The organism is Nocardioides panacihumi (assembly GCF_039530925.1).
Lineage (GTDB): Bacteria > Actinomycetota > Actinomycetes > Propionibacteriales > Nocardioidaceae > Nocardioides > Nocardioides panacihumi.
This window is the reverse complement of the sequence record NZ_BAAAPB010000003.1, coordinates 194,601-211,422: the sequence shown is the minus strand read 5'-3', so window position 1 is coordinate 211,422 and position 16,822 is coordinate 194,601. Positions and strand designations below refer to the sequence as shown.

14 protein-coding genes are annotated in these 16,822 nt (G+C 72.0%); 3 read left to right on the top strand and 11 right to left on the bottom strand.

The window, feature by feature from the left end:
* Positions 1 to 6: 6 nt before the first annotated feature.
* Entirely contained in the window at positions 7 to 681 is a 675-nt protein-coding gene (locus ABD205_RS15615; protein WP_344046299.1) for a CPBP family glutamic-type intramembrane protease, read from the top strand.
* Here the strand turns inward: ABD205_RS15615 and ABD205_RS15610 are convergent, their stop codons facing one another.
* The 5 genes from ABD205_RS15610 to ABD205_RS15590 all read right to left on the bottom strand — a co-directional run bounded on the left by ABD205_RS15610 (position 682) and on the right by ABD205_RS15590 (position 4,387).
* Entirely contained in the window at positions 682 to 1,578 is an 897-nt protein-coding gene (locus tag ABD205_RS15610) for an NAD(P)H-binding protein (RefSeq protein WP_344046297.1), read from the bottom strand.
* A complete protein-coding gene (locus tag ABD205_RS15605; RefSeq protein ID WP_344046295.1) occupies positions 1,575 to 2,861 on the bottom strand; it encodes an NAD(P)/FAD-dependent oxidoreductase in 1,287 nt (428 codons plus the stop codon). The genes ABD205_RS15610 and ABD205_RS15605 overlap by 4 nt, the downstream gene beginning before the upstream one ends.
* A 29-nt stretch (positions 2,862 to 2,890) precedes the next feature.
* Positions 2,891 to 3,289: a thioesterase family protein gene (locus ABD205_RS15600; RefSeq protein ID WP_344046294.1), complete on the bottom strand. Its 399-nt coding sequence runs from the start codon at positions 3,287 to 3,289 to the stop codon at positions 2,891 to 2,893.
* 51 nt (positions 3,290 to 3,340) lie between these two features.
* Complete coding sequence (locus ABD205_RS15595; protein ID WP_344046293.1) at positions 3,341 to 3,715, bottom strand: PLDc N-terminal domain-containing protein; 375 nt, start codon at positions 3,713 to 3,715, stop codon at positions 3,341 to 3,343.
* Positions 3,716 to 3,808: 93 nt separating this feature from the next.
* Positions 3,809 to 4,387 (bottom strand): hypothetical protein, encoded by a 579-nt coding sequence (locus ABD205_RS15590; protein WP_344046292.1) that lies wholly within the window; start codon positions 4,385 to 4,387, stop codon positions 3,809 to 3,811.
* 236 nt (positions 4,388 to 4,623) lie between these two features.
* Here ABD205_RS15590 and ABD205_RS15585 point away from each other — a divergent pair, with 236 nt between their 5' ends.
* On the top strand, positions 4,624 to 5,040 hold the full coding sequence (locus ABD205_RS15585; protein WP_425573057.1) for an HU family DNA-binding protein: 417 nt from the start codon (positions 4,624 to 4,626) through the stop codon (positions 5,038 to 5,040).
* Between the two features lie 45 nt (positions 5,041 to 5,085).
* Here the strand turns inward: ABD205_RS15585 and ABD205_RS15580 are convergent, their stop codons facing one another.
* Positions 5,086 to 5,466, bottom strand: a complete 381-nt coding sequence (locus ABD205_RS15580) for a VOC family protein (RefSeq protein WP_344046288.1) — start codon at positions 5,464 to 5,466, stop codon at positions 5,086 to 5,088.
* 103 nt (positions 5,467 to 5,569) lie between these two features.
* Here ABD205_RS15580 and ABD205_RS15575 point away from each other — a divergent pair, with 103 nt between their 5' ends.
* The gene (locus tag ABD205_RS15575; RefSeq protein ID WP_344046286.1) at positions 5,570 to 7,573 is read left to right on the top strand and encodes an Ig-like domain-containing protein; all 2,004 of its coding nucleotides are present in this window, start codon (positions 5,570 to 5,572) and stop codon (positions 7,571 to 7,573) included.
* Positions 7,574 to 7,747: 174 nt separating this feature from the next.
* On the opposite strand, the gene ABD205_RS15570 is transcribed toward ABD205_RS15575, so the two are convergent.
* From ABD205_RS15570 to ABD205_RS15550, 5 genes are all read right to left on the bottom strand, one after another.
* Positions 7,748 to 8,020, bottom strand: coding sequence for a hypothetical protein (locus tag ABD205_RS15570; RefSeq protein WP_344046284.1), 273 nt, complete (start codon positions 8,018 to 8,020; stop codon positions 7,748 to 7,750).
* Positions 8,021 to 8,114: 94 nt separating this feature from the next.
* Entirely contained in the window at positions 8,115 to 8,567 is a 453-nt protein-coding gene (locus ABD205_RS15565; protein WP_344046282.1) for a hypothetical protein, read from the bottom strand.
* 136 nt (positions 8,568 to 8,703) lie between these two features.
* Positions 8,704 to 9,084, bottom strand: coding sequence for a hypothetical protein (locus tag ABD205_RS15560; protein ID WP_344046280.1), 381 nt, complete (start codon positions 9,082 to 9,084; stop codon positions 8,704 to 8,706).
* A gap of 72 nt (positions 9,085 to 9,156) precedes the next feature.
* The gene (locus ABD205_RS15555) at positions 9,157 to 16,035 is read right to left on the bottom strand and encodes a N,N-dimethylformamidase beta subunit family domain-containing protein (RefSeq protein WP_344046279.1); all 6,879 of its coding nucleotides are present in this window, start codon (positions 16,033 to 16,035) and stop codon (positions 9,157 to 9,159) included.
* A 212-nt stretch (positions 16,036 to 16,247) separates the two neighbouring features.
* The gene (locus ABD205_RS15550) at positions 16,248 to 16,796 is read right to left on the bottom strand and encodes a GNAT family N-acetyltransferase (protein WP_344046277.1); all 549 of its coding nucleotides are present in this window, start codon (positions 16,794 to 16,796) and stop codon (positions 16,248 to 16,250) included.
* Positions 16,797 to 16,822: the final 26 nt, after the last annotated feature.

The window sequence follows — 16,822 nt, the reverse complement described above, 5'->3', positions numbered from 1 at the left end:
CTGTCGTTGCTGAGGCGGTCACTGCTCGACGTCGTGCCCCGGGACCATCGGGAGGCGCCGGCCGTCCTGCGACGGCGGCAGCTCGTCACCGCAGGGTTCGCAGTCCTCGGCGCGCTCGTGCTCGGCGTCTCGTTGCGGATCGAGCCCGGGAACGGCTGGTTCTACCCCGCGACGGTCGCGCTGGCCGCGGTGTGGGTGATCGGCTCGTTCGCCTCGGGCCGGCTGCACCTCGGCTGGATCGGCGGCGGGAGCGGCGTCGTACGCCCCGTGCTGGCGCCGGTGCTCGTGGGGCTCCTCCTCGCCGGGCTGTTCGTCGTGGGCGCGCTCGTCGTGCGGCAGGTGCCGTACCTCGGCGACCGCGTCGCCGGCGTCCTCGGCTACACCGACGAGGGCTCGCGGACCGTCCTCCTGCTCATCGCCGGACTCAACGGCGTCGCCGAGGAGCTCTTCTTCCGCGGGGCCGTGTACGCAGCCGTCACGCGCCGCCCCGTGCTGTGGACCACGCTCGGCTACACGGCCGTGACGCTGGCGACAGGCAACGTCATGCTGGCGCTGGCCGCCGCCGTTCTCGGCCTGGTGGTCGGCCTGGAGCGACGCGCCTCCGGCGGGATCCTCGCGCCGGTGCTCACGCACGTGACCTGGTCGGCGGTCATGCTGCTGGTCCTGCCGCCGCTGTTCTGACTAAGGACGCCGGTCGTCCTCCAGCGCGCGGGCGACCGCCTCGCGATAGGTGAGCGGCCGGCCCGGCACCACCTCGCGGATGGCGAGGTCACGCTGGACCACCTCGTTCGACATCGAGTCGATCAGGTTGCGCCCCGTCGTCGGGTCGACGCTGGTGACCAGCGAGATCCAGTACGACGAGAGCCGAGGTGTCAGCACGGGCACCTGGAAGATCGGCAGGTGCCGGCCGTTCATCGCCTCCGCGGCCTGCTGCAGCATCGCGAGGTAGGTGAGCCGGTCCGCTCCCCCGACGTCGAAGGTGCGACCCATGGCGGCGTCGTTGCCGACGACGCCGGCGAGATACCGCACGACGTCGTCGAGCGCGATGGGCTGGGTGAGCGTGCCTGTCCACTTCGGCACCACCATCGCCGGCAGGTTCTTCACGAGCTGCCGGGTGATCTCCCACGAGACGCCGCCGGCGCCGACGACGATCGCAGCCCGCAGGACCGTCACGGGCACTCCGGACTCCCCGAGCAGGTGCTCGACCTGGCGCCGCGAGCGCAGGTGCGCGGAGAGTCGGTCGTCGTCGCTGCCGAGACCACCGAGGTACACGATCTGGCGCACCCCTGCCGCGGCGGCCGCCGCCCCGAAGCCCCGCGCGGCCGCGGCGTCGCGACGCTCGAAGTCGGGGTCGCCGAGGGAGTGGACCAGGTAGACGGCCACGTCGACGTCCGCGACGGCCTCGGCCAGGCTGCCCGGGTCGTGGACGTCGCCGCCGACGGCCTCACCCGGACCCGTGTAGGCATCAGGACGGCGCGTCATCGCCTTGACGTGGTGTCCGGCCTCCTGGAGCGCCGGCACGAGGCGGCTGCCGACGAAGCCGGTGGCTCCGGTCACCAGCACGGTCAGGCCGGTCATCGCGAGCCGCCCTGCTGGACGGAGCGCAGGACGGAGTGAGCAGCACGGGCGCCGCTCACGAGCGCGCCCTGCTGCGACGCCGTGTCCCGGTGGTCGCCGCAGACCCAGGTCACCTCGTCGACCCGCTGCTCGCGACGGTGGTGCAGTGGAGCCGCCTGCGCAGGCAACGCGTCGGGCACCTCGTGACGACGCACCAGCATCCAGCCCCGCGACGACGTGCCGAGCATCTCCGCGGCATGGCGCCGGGTCTCCGTCTCGGGCACCGCCTCACCGCCGGCCGGAAGCAGGCTGGTGACCTGGATGAGATGACGTCCGGGCGGGGCGTACGTCGGGGCGGCGGCGGAGACGACGCAGGCGTTCACGGCCGGGCCGCCACGCTCGCGGACGTCCAGGTGGAGGATGCCGCTCGACGTGGGCGGCCGGTCGACGGCGTACCAGTCCGTCACGACGCCCTTCGGCGCCGGCGCGCTCACACTTCCGGCGCCCAGCAGCGACTGTGCGGACCATGCATCGGTGGCGACGACGACCCGACGCGCGCGGAACATCCGCTCGGTGGTGGCCAGCCGTACGCCGTCGTCACGCCGCTCGAGCTGGGTGACCGTCTCACCGAGCCGGATCCGCTCCCGGACCGGAGCGGCCAGGGCACGCGGCAGCGCGTCGGCGCCTTCGCGTGGCAGGCCCGGCGTCCCGCGCACGAAGCTGCGCACGAGGAGCATCGCGAAGGCCGCCGACGTCTCACCCTCGTCCTCGAGCACGACGCCGGCCAGGTAGCGCTGCAGCACGCTGCGCAGCAGACCGTGCGCGCATGCTGCGTCCAGGGACTCGCGCAGCGAGGTGTCGGGCCGCGCGTCGAGCAGGTGACGCACGAGGCCGTGGTCGCGGCGCAGGCCGGTGATCAGGGGCGACGCCCAGCGGGCCAGCGCCAGGGCTTCCTTCGGCCGCGTCAGGCTCGCCCGGGCCGTGGCCGGGATGCTCGTGGGCACGCGCCAGGGGTCGGCAAGCGTGCGCGGGCCGTCATCGGTGAGGACCTGCACCCCGGCGGGGAACCGCTGCAGGCCGAGCTCCTCGACGTCCACGGCCGCCCGCAGTGCTGGATACCAGGGGTTGACGACCTGGAACCCGCGATCGAGCAGGAAGCCGTCGACGCGGTCGGTGCGGACACGCCCACCGATCCCGTCGGCCGCCTCGAGCACCGTGACATCGACGCCGGCGCCGTGCAGGATCGCGGCGCACCGCAGTCCGGCCAGGCCCGCGCCCACGACCAGCACCTCGGTCTCCTCCATGGCTTCGGGGTGCCCGCGTACGGCGTTCCCTACACGCCCGGCGCGTGCCGGGTGGCGAGTCGGGCCATGAAGGTCTCGCTGTCCACGACGGCACGGCTGATGACGCCGCCACCGAGGAGCTCGCCGCTCTCGCGGTCCTTCGCCTCGACGTCGAAGGCCAGACGGTGTCCCTCCGACCGGGACAGCACCGCGCTCACGATCACACACGCGCCGACGGGTGACGCTGCGACGTGGTCGACCACGATGCCCGTCCCCACCGTCGTCTGGCCGTGGGCCAGGGTGTCGTGGGTCGCCGCACACGTCGCCGCCTCCAGCCAGGCCACCAGCCGCGGCGTCGCGAGGACCTCCAGCTCACCGGAGAGCAGCGCCCGCGCGGTGTCGTCGGTGGTCACCTGGAACTCGATGCTCGCACTCGGCCGGTCCTCCATGTGACCCATCGTCGCGGATCTGCGCCGAGCCCGTGGTTCCGAGCCCGTGGGTCAGGCCAGCGCCTTCGCCTTCAGAGCAGCGAACTCCGCCTGGTCGATGCTGCCGGACGACAGCAGTGCCTGCGCCTTCGCGATCTCCTCCGCCGGCGAGGCCGTGGCCACCGAGCGGATGTGCTCGTCCTGCGCCTTCCGGAGCTCGGCGTACGCCTCCTCGTGCCTGCGTGCCATCCCGCCGCCCCGCGCGATCAGGTAGACGAGCGCGGTGAGGAAGGGCAGGAAGATGAGGCACACGATCCAGACGGCCTTCAACCACCCTGAGACGGAGTCGTCCCGGAACAGGTCGCCGAGGATGTTGAACATGATCATCAGGTACGCGATGAAGGCGAACGAGACGATGATGAACCAGATGATGTCCCAGAAGCTCATGGCTTGCCTTTCCTCGCGTCCGTTTACCGCACTATGGGCTGATCGTGCGGGAGACGGTGGGCCAGGGTGCTCACCCGCAACGGGTGATCGTGACTAGCGGATCCCCGCGGTCTGACAGGCGCTGCTGGACTCGAAGGACTGCTTGAGCTCGTCCGCGCCGTCGAGCCCGGACAGGCTCTGCGCCGTCGCCGCGAACGCCGTCCCCATCGTCGTGATGGCCTTCTGCAGCGCCGGGAGTGCTGCCGCGAGCTGGCGAGCCGTGGTGACCCCCGCGAGCGTGTCTGCGATCACCTGCTGCTGCTCGTCGAGGGTGTCACCGAGGTCGGAGAGGTCCTGCTGCGCCTGGTCGCCGGCCTGGGTGTCGGGCATGCCCAGATCCCGCAGGTCGGAGGCGAAGGACGAGGTCGCTGTCACCATCGTCGAGAGCGACGACCTCAGTCCGTTCGCGCTGAGGTTCGCCGTATCACGCAGCTGGGCGGTCGCGCTGTCCAGCTGTCCCTTCCAGGTGGCCGCGGCCGTGCAGAGGTTGTTCGCCCATGCCTCGGTCCCCGCCGACCCGCTGGTGGACGACGAAGGGGACGATGCCGAGCTGGCGGCGCCGTTGTCGTCCGAGCCGCATCCCGCGGACAGGAGCAGCACGGCGGTGGCAAGCGCAGCACACGCGCGACGCATGGCGTCGATGCTAGTCCCCGACCTGCCGATGCCGTCGAGCCCGCCGCGGTCTGAGGACGCCGAGTCGGCGCATCTTCGCAGTCTGAGGACGCCGAGTCGGCGCATCTTCGCAGGATCCAGCTCGCACCTCGGCGCAGAAGGGCCGACTCGGCGCTCTCAGAACGTGCAGTAGCGCCGACTCGCGGTTCGGGCTGGCGAGTCGCGGCTGCCGCCCGACCGCGTGCCGACCATCTCGGATGGGTACCCGTGCCGCGATCGAGAACGTTTCCATCCAGGTGGGCGGGGTGCGGCAATGCACACGCTTCCGTCGCCCACTAGCCTGCACCATGACCAGCCCCGTTCAGGGGCACACGAGCAGCCGAGAAGGGGCAGCCATGAACAAGACCGAGCTTCGGGACGCGGTAGCGGAGGCGACCGGCCTCAACGGCGCACAGGCCGACAAGGCCCTCAACGCCGTCCTCGACTCCATCTCCTCCGCGCTGGCCTCCGGCGACAAGGTGACGCTGCCGGGCTTCGGCACCTTCGAGACCCGAGAGCGCGCCGCCCGCCAGGGCCGCAACCCGCAGACCGGCGAGGCGATCGACATCGCCGCGTCCACCACCCCGGCCTTCAAGGCCGGTGCGCAGCTGAAGCAGGCTGTCAACAAGAGCTAGGCCACACGCCGCCGGCCCGCCGCTGACCTCGCCGCCCGGCGCAGGTCAGTTCGGCGGGCCGAGCTCCTGCTGTGTTCGAGACAGCAGGCAGAACTCGTTGCCCTCGACGTCGGCGAGGACGACCCACGAGGCGTCCGCGGACTGCCCGACATCGACCGGACGGGCACCCAGCGCCTGCAGGCGCTCGAGCTCCGTCCGCGTACTGACGCCGTCGGCACGCAGGTCGAAGTGCAACCGGTTCTTCACCTGCTTCGGCTCCGGCACCGTCACGACGTCGATGGTCGGACCCGTTGCGTCCTCCAGTCCGATGCTGACCACCTCACCGTCCCGCTCGAGGACCTGCCAGCCCAGGGCGTCGCACCAGAAACGAGCCACCCGCTCCGGAGCGACGGCATGGATCGTGATCACGCTCAGACGACTCACCATGATCTCGCCGTTTCCGCATGACGCGACCGGCAATCGCGGTTCCTCCCCCACGTCCCGTCGATGAGCCTTACTGTGGGCTGACACTCGCCGCTCGGGAGTCGCCATGCCGCAGATCCGAACTCGCCCCCGTCGCGCGTTGCTGGGCGCCCTGGTCGCGGGGCTCCTCGCGGTCGGACTCCTCGCGGTCGTCGGCACAGGCACGCCCGGTGCACAAGCCGCGCCGGCCGGTACGCCGCACCTGCCGGACCTCCGGACGATCCTGCCGACCGACTCGTTCTCGATCGTCAACGGCACGGAGGGTCGAGAGTTCCGCTACACCCACCGGATCTACAACGCCGGTGAGGGGCCGCTCGACATCGCGCCGTTCTACAGCACCAGCGCCGGCACCTACCTCGGCCGCCAGCAGGTGATGACCCACGACGCCGGCGGCAACTGGTCGGCCCTCAGCACTCGCCGGGTCGCGGACGAGTTCAAGTACCACGCCGAACACGGGCACTTCCACTTCCCGCTCGCGTCCTTCGGCCTCTACACGGTCACCGCCGCCGGCGGGTTCGGTGCGCCGGTCACGATGTCGCCGAAGGTGGGGTTCTGCATCAGCGACTCGGGGATCCTGCCGGACCCTGCCGAGCACAACGGAGTCGGCAACAGCTGGTGGGGTGGCTGCAACGACCCGACCAGCCTGCGCGGCATCTCGGTGGGCGGCTACGACGAGTACGACTACCGCGATCCCGGTCAGTCGGTGCCGCTGGCCGGTGTGCCGAACGGGCGTTACTGGTTCCGCGCGATCTCCGACCCGAACAACGACTTCGTCGAGAGCAACGAGGCCAACAACGAGGAAGATGTGCTGGTCACGATCTCCGGCAACAGCGTCACCGTCGGCGAGGTCAGGTACCCCGACACGACCCCGTGCACGGCATCCCTGGTCACGCCCGTCGAGGGCAGCACGCGTGCCGGGCGGGTGCTGCTCACCGCCCGCACCAACGCGGGCTCGGGCGCCGTCGTGAGCTACCTGGTCGACGGCCGAACGGTCGGCCGGTCCCGCGTGGCGAGCAGCCGGTTCGCCGTCGCGTGGAGGTCGGCGTCGGTCGTGGACGGCACTCACTGGGTCGCCGCGCAGGTGACCCGTGCGAACGGCCGGCGCTGCACGTCACCGGTCGCCAGCGTCAGGGTGCGACAGGGCGCCGGCCATGGCTCCGCTGCGCCGCTGCTGCGGTTCACCGACCCCCGGCGGGGCAGCACCGTCCGCGGCCGGGTGGCGATCGCCGTGAGCGCCGCGGACCCGGACGGAGTCGCGCGGGTGAGCTTCAAGGTGGACGGCCATCGGATCGGGAAGGTCGACAGGCACCCGCCGTTCTCCATGATCTGGAACAGCCGCCGCGTCGCTCCCGGCAGGCACCGGATCAGCGCGACCGCGGTGGACCGGCTGGGGCACGCCGCCACGCGCGCGATCCGGGTGACGGTGCGCCGAGCGCCGAGGCCGCTGCGCATCCACATCGACGGCTCCGCCGTCGGGCGTGGCCGGGACACGGTCACCACACCGGGGCTCTCCACCAGCGTGCGGGGCGCGGTCCTGCTGGCGTTGGTGTCGTACGACGGCCCGGCCGGCGCCGCCGGGCAGGCCGCACGAGTCGCGGGCGGCGGGCTGCGCTGGCGTCTGGTCAAGCGCAGCAACAGCCAGGCGGGGGTGTCCGAGATCTGGGCCGCGAAGGCGGCACGCCGGCTACGCGGCGTACGGGTGACGGCCACGCCCCGCGCCGGCGGCTACGACGGCATGCTCAGCGTCTTCGCCTTCCGCAACGCATCCTCGGTCGGGGTCGCCGCGGCGGCGGGCAGTCCGTCGGGGGCGCCGAACTTCTACGTGCCTGCCGTGCAGGAAGGATCGTGGGTCTTCGCCGCCGGGAACGACTGGGACGGCGCCAGCGCCCGCCGGGCCGTCCGGGGTCAGACCGTGCGATCCCAGTGGCTCGACACCGCCGCCGGGGATACGTTCTGGGTCCAGGCGCTGAACCGCCCGACCACGAGCGGACGGCTGGTGACCATCCGCGACACCTCGCCGACCGGTCACCAGTGGAACTACGTCGGCGCCGAGGTCACGGCGAGGCACTGACCAGGCCCGGTCCACTCCGCGGCGAATGGTGGATTCGCCTGGCGGCGTCGGGCCCGAGAGGCGACGACGGCCGGGCTGCCGAACGGCGTGGTCACCGGTTCGCGACGCCGCTGACGCTCGGCTGCTGGATCGAGCCGGATCTCCCCGTGGGATCCCGGCTCGCCGGCCGTCGGCTCAGGTGGCGTCGTCGGTGCGCGACGCCGAGGCGGCCTGCTTCTCCCGCCGCTCGTGCAGACGCTGCTGGGCCGCGGGCAGGAAGGCCAGGCACGGCGCATCGGCCCCGGGGTGCTTCTCCTTGAGGTGGAAGATCCACCGGTCCATCGCGGCCATGAACCCGTTGTCACCGCCCGGGCGGTACGCCGACCAGCTGCGCGTGCCACCGGCGACGCACTCGGTGCAGCTGATCTTGTAGACGAACTGACCGTCGACGCCGAGGTCGATCTTCACCTTCGCCAGAGGACCGGCCTCGGAGGCCGCCTTCCTCTCACGAGCCGATCGGCTCGCCACCATGTCGTACCTCTGTTCGTCTCGTGGGCGGGGTTCAGGCGTCCGCCGGGACGGCCGGTCTCTCCGCAGTGGCTGCGTAGGTCATCTCGAGGAGCGTCTCCGCGACGTGCACGTGTCCGGCCCGGGCCTCGGCCTCGGTCGCATAGCGAAGTGTGTCAGGCGTGAGGCCGAAGACGCGCGGATCGGGAACGCCGTCCTCCAGCCGCTCGATCAGCGTCCGGAAGACCGCCGGCGCCCGCCGGTTGCCGGGCGGGCGGGGCCCGGGCACCGGCACAGCGCCGGTGTCGATGCCGAACCACAGGGTGGAGACGAAGTACGGGCCGATCCGCTCGCTGGTGACGTGCTCACACCCGGGGTTGTCGAGGTGCAGCTGCACGTACGTCGCGAAGTCGATCCGCTGTCCGCCACGGTCGTACAACGGCGGCATCAGACCGGGCGTCCGGCTCGCCTGCGCGGCTGGGGTGCCCGAGTTCTCCCATTGGCTCATGCGGCCCAGGGTCCCCCGTGGATTCGCTCGGTACAACATCGCGTCCGCGCCGGCACGTCACAACGTGTCGTTCTCGTCCGTTTGCACCGGGAATCGACCGCTCGCCGAAATCACGCGACCAGGCCGGGTCGACCCGTCACGAAGCTCGGATGATGCGCAGCAGCTCGTCGCCGCCGGCGACGAGGACGACCTCGCCCGCCACGTCCTCGGGCAGGTGCGCACGCTGTCTCTCGTCGGTGATGCAGGTGGGTCCGTCCGCCGGCATGATCACCCAGTCGGCGGCCCGCGCGCCGTCGACCAGGAGCTGCCACGGCGCCTGCCCGACCACGTGGTTGACCATCATGTCGTCGTCGCGCAGGTAGACGTCGGCCGAGCCGTCGCCGTACTCCAGGAAGGCGAAGGAGCGCTCCGGGTCCTCGTTGGTCAGGAACGGCTGCAGGACCAGGCGCATCGACTCGCCGCCGCCCGGCACCGCACTCCCGTCCTGGAACCGCTGGAAGTAGACGTCGAAGGACACGGGGACACTGTGGCACGGGAGACCGGCCCACGGGGCGGTACCGCGCGGTCGGGGGCGCTCAGGGCCTTTCGGTCAGCGCCCGCCCAGCTCCCCCACCGTGGTCGGCATGGTCCCGTCGTGCGTGAACCCGACCGCGGCGACCGAGGTGCGGACGCCGGCCGGTGAGGACAGGCGCAACCGGAACTGCAGGTAGCGACCCGCGCCACCGAGCTCCAGCCGCCGCACCCGGTGCCAGCCCGACCACGAGCTGCCCGGCTCGGGCCCACTGCCGGTGCGCACGCTGAGGATCCAGCGCAGTCCCGGCGTACGGGCGTGGTCGACGACGGCGCCGGTCCAGTGCACCTTCTGCCGGGCGTCCAGGACCCCGGAGACGAAGGTCCCGGAGCCGCCGCGTGGCAGCACCAGCGCGCCGAGGCCGCGGTCGCTGACCCGAAGGTCGCCACGGGTGAGGCCGGTCCGCAGGTCCGGTGCCGTCTGCAACGCGACCCCGGCGCCACCCGTGCGGATCGTGACGGGCGTGCCTCGGCCGCGGTTGCCGGCCGCGTCGGTGGCGCTCGCGACGACGCGGTACGTCGTCAGGGGCCGCAGCCCGGTGAGCACGACCTCGTGCCGCGTCACCAGGCGGTCGTCACGCCTGCTGTGGACGGGCCGGAGCCCGGGGCGGCGGTACCGCACGACGGACGTCGAGGGCTCGGTGGTGCGCCACGTCACCCGGGCCGTGCCGTCGGGCAGCGGGACCACCCGGACGCGCACCGGGGCGGGCGCCAGCCGATCGGCCGCCGCTGTGCGGAACCGGGCCGGGGGTCGGCCGACGGCGGGCCAGACGCGTGTCGCGCCGTCCGCGGTGCGGGTCACGATGCGATAGCGGTACGTCGTCCCGGCGGCGAGGCCCTTGAGGGTGACCTGGTGGCGGGTCGTGCTGTCGGCGGTCGTCGTCACCCGGCCCAGGGACCCGGCCGTCCTGCCGAACTTGACCGTGGACGTCGACGGCTCGCTGGTCGTCCAGCTCACGGTCGCGGCGCCCGGGGCGTCGGCGACGCGCGCCGTTGTCACGGCCGCGCTCCCGCCGCCGCCGTACGTCGCCGTCCATGCTCCAGCCGACGCCGGGAAGACGGCGTACTCCTGGCCCTTGACCGTCATCAGGGTGAACGGCACGGCCGTCGCGCCGCGGGCGACAGCGGTCAGCGACGTCGCCCCGGGTCCGGTCGTCGGCAGCATGGCCGTCATCCGGGAGGCGCCGGTGCCGACCGCGATCGAGAAGGACAGGGTCGATCCCGTCCAGCTCAGGTTGGCGAACGACGAGCCGTTGCGGCCGTCCACCCAGGTCAGCATCTGCCGGGCGCTCACGAGCGGGACGCCGTGGGCCTGGGCCGAGGCGAGCAGCTGGCTGCTCTCGAAGGTCGTCGCGTTGTCGGTGTGCTCGTTGGCCGTGAACGCTCCGTAGTAGCCGAGCGGACCGAGCGCCCGGTCGAGCAGGGTGTCCGGGGTGAAGGGGTAGCTCTGCTCGGACTCGTCGGTCATGACGGTCTGGGTCTGGTAGACGTCGATCATCGACCCGTCGGTGTCGGTGAAGCGCATCGGGATGCCGGAGCCGTTCATGAAGCCGGGGCGGTCCCCCACCCACGAGCCGGGCCAGAAGTAGTAGTTGGTGTCGAACCTGATGCCGTTCGCGAGCTCGGCCTTCGGCTGCGAGCTCCAGTCGCTGAAGACGATGCAGTGGGTCCGGTTCGTGACGGGCGCGGGCAGGCTCGAGTACTTGGCCCGCCACGCCGCGAGCTGGCTGCTGTAGCTGGTCTGCAACGAGCTCAGCGAAGTGAAGTCGGCGCAGTCGGTTGTGTGGTGCAGGCCGACCTCGAAGCCCTGGCCGTTGTACGTCGACGCCTGGGCGTTGCTCAGCGGCGTCGACGTGTAGACGTACGACGTGAACCGCGGGCAGGTCCAGGCGGCCACCGAGCACCCCGCCGGGCTGGCGGCGACGTACGCGTTGAAGCGGCCCGCCGTGCCGCCGGTGCCGTGGTCGTCCCCGGTCGCGACCACGACGGCCTTGTAGGTGTCCGGGAAGTACCAGAAACGGGGCATCGGCATCCGGTCGCGCCGCATCACCGTGATCAGGTTGGCCAGCAGCCGCTGCTGCTCGTCGGCCTGCGGGATCTGGACCTTGGCGAGGTTGACCCAGTCCGTCGACGACCCGCCGAAGTACAGGTCGTCGGACCGGATGGGCGTCTGGGCGTCGCGCTCCTGCCCGGTCCAGGCCTGGTTGCCCTGGTGGGTCTGCACGACCGAGCGGGCCAGATCGTAGGAGAAGGTCGCGACCTGACCGCCGCTCGTACCGACGCTGCGCCAGCTCACTGCGGGCTGGCCGGTGGACGCGGTGGCGTTCGTGTAGAGGGTTGCCACCGTCGAGGCGCCGTTCAGCGCGTAGCGGTCCGCCGTGCCGTGGAACTGCATCGTCTCGGTCGTGATCCCGGCGCCCGGGGCCGTCGTGCCGTCGACCGCGAGGTAGCCCTCGCTCACCGTGCCGGTCTGGGCGGTCAGCCCGGCCAGCGGGAGGAACCGACTGTCGGGGCGCATCAGCACCAGGTCACCACCGGCGTTCACCCAGTCGGTGACCGCGGCGACCTGGGCATCGGTCACCGGCACCTGGCCGATCACGAGAGCGCCGTACGACGCCAGGTTGGCTGAGGTGAGGCCCGCCGGGCCCATCGTGGAGAACTCGTTGAGACCCTCGGCCCGCAGGATCTCGGCGAGGTACGTCGACACCGGGTTGCCGGCGCTCGTCACGACCGCGATCGGACCGCCCGGGCCCTGGTCCGGTGGTGGCGGGGCCGGCGCGGCGGTCTGGAACGACCAGCTGGTCGTGGCCGCCGTGTTGCCCGCGGCGTCCTTCGCGCCGCTGATCTGGACCGTGTACGTCGACGAGGCCTGCAGCGCCGACGCCGGCTGGAACACCACGCGGGTGCCGTTCGTGTCGAGGGTGATCGTCCCGGGCAGCAGCGTCCCGGCCCCGTTGCGCAGCTCCACGGTCGTGCTGCCCGGCTGGATCGCCTCGTTGTACGTCGCCGTGACCGTGGTGTTCGTCGCCACCCCGGTGGCGTTGGATGCGGGGGTCCGATCCTGCAGTGTCGGGGCGGTGGTGTCGGTCGCGGACTCCTGGAAGACCACGTCGACCCAGTAGTTCTCGCTGTTGAAGCTGCTGTTGGGGAACGCGCCCGCTGTGCTGGTGTAGCGGTAGAGCCCGTTGCCGCCGTCGGTGCCGTCGCGCAGCGCGGTCAGCGGGCCACGGGTCGTCGCGGCCGAGGCGAAGTAGGCCGAGGACACGACGTAGCGCGACGGCGTGAAGTAGGACGCGACGTACGTGGTGTTCGCGGTGACCGGCACCGGGCTGGCGAAGCTCGCCTGCTGCCAGCCGCTCGCGCTCTCGCCGGTGAAGGTCACCGCGGCGAGTCGCGTGCCGGTCGACGTCCATAGGGAGCCTACGTGCGTGCCCGACGTCACGGTCGGCTTGTAGTAGCGGATGCCCGTGATGAAGCCGTCCTGCGTGCTGCGGAAACGCACGCCCAGCTCGACCGGGCTCGTGTCCGGGTCCGTGCCGGCAGGGGTCGCCGTCGGCGCCCAGATCGTGCACGGGCAGTTGCTCGTGGAGGCGGCCGTGGTGAAGGTCCAGCTCACCGGGTCCATCACGTTGCCGGCGGCGTCGGCCGCGCCGGACAGGGAGACCGTGTAGGTGGTGGACGGTTGCAGCGCGGCCGTCGGGGTGAGCGTGGCGGTCCGCGTGCCCGCGTTGTACGCCGTGGTGCCGCTGATCAGCGTGCCGCCCGCGTTGCGCAGCTGGAACGTCACCGAGGCGGCCGTCACCGCCTCGCTGAAGGTGGCCGTCGGGGCGACGCTCGTCGCGACCCCCGTGGCCCCCGCCGCGGGGCTCTGCGCGGTCACGGTCGGCTTCGTCGTGTCCGGCGGGGTCGTGGTGAACGTCCAGGAGACCGGGTCCATCACGTTGCCGGCCGCGTCCGCCGCCCCCGAGACCGTGGCCGTGTACGTCGTCCCCGGCGTCAGCGCGGACGTGGGCGTCAACGTCGCGGTCTGGCTCGCCGCGCTGTACGCCGTGGTCGCACCCACCTGGGCGCCCGCACCGTCACGCAGCACGAAGCTCACCGAAGCCGCCGTCACCGGCTCGCTGAAGGTCGCCGTCGGCGCCACCGACACCGCGACGCCCGTCGCCCCGGCCGTCGGGGTCCGCGCGGTGAGCGTCGGCTTCGTGGTGTCCGGAGCGGTCGTCGTGAACGACCAGGACGCCGGGTTCATGACGTTGCCGGCCGCGTCCGCCGCCCCCGAGACCGTGGCCGTGTACGTCGTCCCCGGCGTCAGCGCCGCCGCGGGGGTCAGCGTGGCGGTCTGGCTCGCCGCGCTGTACGCCGTGGTCGCACCCACCTGGGCGCCCCCACCGTCGCGCAGCACGAAGCTCACCGACGCCGCGGTCACCGGCTCGCTGAAGGTGGCCGTCGGAGCCACCGACGTGGCCACCCCGGTGGCGCCGTTGGCCGGCGTCGTGGCGCTCAGCGTCGGCTTCGTCGTGTCCGGCCCGTTGTCGTAGACGACATCGACCCAGTAGTTCTCGCTGTTGAACGTGCCGGTGGGGAACGATCCGGCGGTACTGCCGTACCGGTAGACCCCGTTGCCGCCGTCGGTACCGTCGCGCAGCGCTGTCAGCGGCCCGTTGGCGACGGCGGCGGTGAAGTACGCCGAGCTCACGGCGTACCGCGACGGGGCGAAGTACGACGCGACGTACGTCGTGTTCGCGGTGACGGGGATCGGACTCGAGAAGGTTGCCTGCTGCCAGCCGCTCGCAGTCTCGCTGGTGAACGTCGCCGTCCCGAGCTTGGTGCCGGTGCCGGTCCACAGCGTCCCCACGTGGGTGCCGGTCGCCTGGGCCGGCTTGTAGTAGCGGATGCCAGTGATCGAGCCGTTCTGGGACGCCCGGAACTTCACCCCCAGCTCGACGGACGCGGTGTCCGGGTCGGTCTTCTGGGGCGTAGCGGTGCTTGGCCAGATCGTGCACGGGCAGGTGCCCGTGCCGCCGCCGGACCCGGCGCCGACCGTCACGACGATGGCGGGTTTCGGCGTCTCGATGTTGCCGGAGTCGTCCGCCGCCCGGCTGCGGACCTTCAGGGTCGCGTCGGCGTTCGGCGTGAACGTGTAGGTCCAGGTCTCCCGGCCGGTGGCCCGATGCCAGGTCGCGCCGTCGTCGATGGAGACCTCGACGCCGCCGACCCGGCCACCGCCGGTGTCGGCCGCGGTGCCGCTGATTGTGACGGGGTTGCCGGGCGGGACGGTCGCGTTGTTGGCCGGGGCCGTGATCGTCGAGGACGGCGCCGTGGTGTCGGTGGACGCGGTCGCCGCGGTCAGCCCGCTCTGCAGGGTCGTCGGCTGCACGCCCATGTCGGCGAGCAGGTTCACCGTCGCCTGCCGGGCGGCCGTGTCGGCCGCGGCCGAGCCGCGGTCGTGGTTGGCGTCGAGCGCCCAGGGCCACTGGATGGTGCCGGCGCCGAAGACGAGGGCGCCGCTCGGTGCGCGATACATGGTCATCGAGTGGGTCGCGGTCCCGTTGGCGTACGTCGAGCCCCAGTCCTGCAGGACCTCGGCGCTGCCCGTCGTCTGGGAGAGCCGGAACAGCCCCGCCGGCCGTGCGCCGTTGTCGGCGTCCTCGTCCCACTCGTAGCCGATGACGCTGTTGCCGATCGTGGTGGTCTGGTTGGTGCCGAGCGTGGCGACGCGGGTGTTGCGCCAGAACCGCATCTTGCCATCGGCGGAGGCGACGACCATGTTGATCGCGCAGCAGTTCGACGTGAAGATCGTCCCGCTCATCGCGTTCTCCGGACGGCCTCCGTCCGAGGGCGGGCTGAACCGCGGGTCGCGCCAGGTGCCCGTCCAGGTCGGCGGGTCCTGCGGGTCGATCCGGGCGTCGGCGTGCGTCTCCTTGTACGTCACCAAGGTCCGGTACGGCGTGCCGGAGCCGTCGATGCTGTTCTCCCACCGGGTCTTCCAGAAGCTCTCGTTGCCGCTGAAGAACGCCAGGTTGACCCCCGCCGCACGGGCCGCCTCGACGTTCGCCCGCTGCTGGCCCGACCAGTACTCGTCGTGACCGACCGACATGAAGACGCGGTGCTCCAACAGCTCCGCGCCGCGACGGTCGGTGTCGACACCCGAGGTGTAGCTGACGTCGTACCCGTTCGACTCCATCCAGCGCACCATGGGGTACTCGGAGTTGAAGACGAAGTCCTCCGGCGCGTTGTCACGGGTGGTGAAGGGCCGGTTGTAGCTGACCTTGTACGCACGGCCGGCGGGCGCGCCCGTGTAGAGGCTGTTGCCGCCGTACGCGTTGTAGGCCTGCCACGTCGTGTCGGAGGTCTGGACGAGGATCTGGGAGCGGGCGTTGTCGTTGCGGACGACGAAGAAGACATGGCTCGCCCCGGCCGGGCCGTCGGTGCGGACCAGCCGGGCGAAGTAGATGCCGGAGACCGCATCGGCCGGCACCGTCCAGGAGGCGTTCTGCGACCAGTTGCCGCAGTCGACGAGGCCGGTCGTGTCGTTGGTGAGGCAGTTCGGCTGGTTGGGGTCGATGTTGTTGGGAGCGACGGTGGCGACCTTCCGGGCGCCCATGCCGCCGTAGTAGCCCATCCGGTAGATGTCGAGGCGGTACGCCGTCGCGGGCGTGTCGATCTTGAAGCCCTCGGTCTCACCCACGTTGACGCTCATCTGTGTGGCGAAGCCCTGGATCGAGGAGCTGCCGGCACCCGTGATGCCCCACTCGCTCTGCGGGTTGCCGGTCTTGGTGTTCTCACACGCGACCGGGCTGGCGATCGGGGCGTCGCAGGGCGCCGCGACCGCCGGCGCGGAGAAGACCATCGCCAGGCCTGTCGCCACGAGTGCGCCGACCAGCGAGCCCAGCAGCACGCGCGCACGCGTCCTGGATCCTGCACGTGTTCCGCCAACGTCCATGGTCCGCCCCGATCCTCCAGGCTCTCGGGCAGGCAGCCCGAGGGCGTCCGGACTCGTCGCACGCTAGGGAGGACCGAGGGCGACCTCGTCGGCTCCGCCGGCATATACCGAGCATCGGGGAGGTCGGGGCCCCGAGGGTGCGCCTCGCACGGGCGACGTCCGTGCGGTCAGACGACCGGCATCTCGTAGATCGTCTCGAGGCCGTCCTCGTCGTCCCACTGCTCGCCGACCTCGACGAACGGGAACTGCCGGGCGAGCGCCAGCGACGGCCCGTTGTCGGGCGAGATCGTCAACCGGAAGACCCGCGCGGCCGGCTCCGACCGAGCCCGGGCGATCAGTGTCCGCAGCGTCGCTCGCGCGTAGCCGCGGCGCTGGAAGTCGGGGTCGACGCCGTACCCCGCCTCCACCATGCCGTGCTCGTCCGGCGCCGCGTGGAAGCCGCCCGCCCCCACGGCCTGCCCGATCTCGTCGGCGACGATCAGCCCGGTGACCCACGCGAGGTCGGCGGGTGTCTCGACGACCTGGGCCGCCCGGCGCCGCCAGACGCTTCGCGGGTGCTCGGAGACGAGCCACGGCGACAGCGGCACCGGCGCGAGACGCTGGGCGGCGTCGAGGTCGCCGCCGGCCGGCGCGAGACGCTGGGCGGCGTCGAGGTCGCCGCCGGCCAGCGCCCGGATCGCTTCGAGGTCCAGCTGCACGATGCGTACGGACGTCACCGCGCCAGTATCCCGGTCGGCGCGGG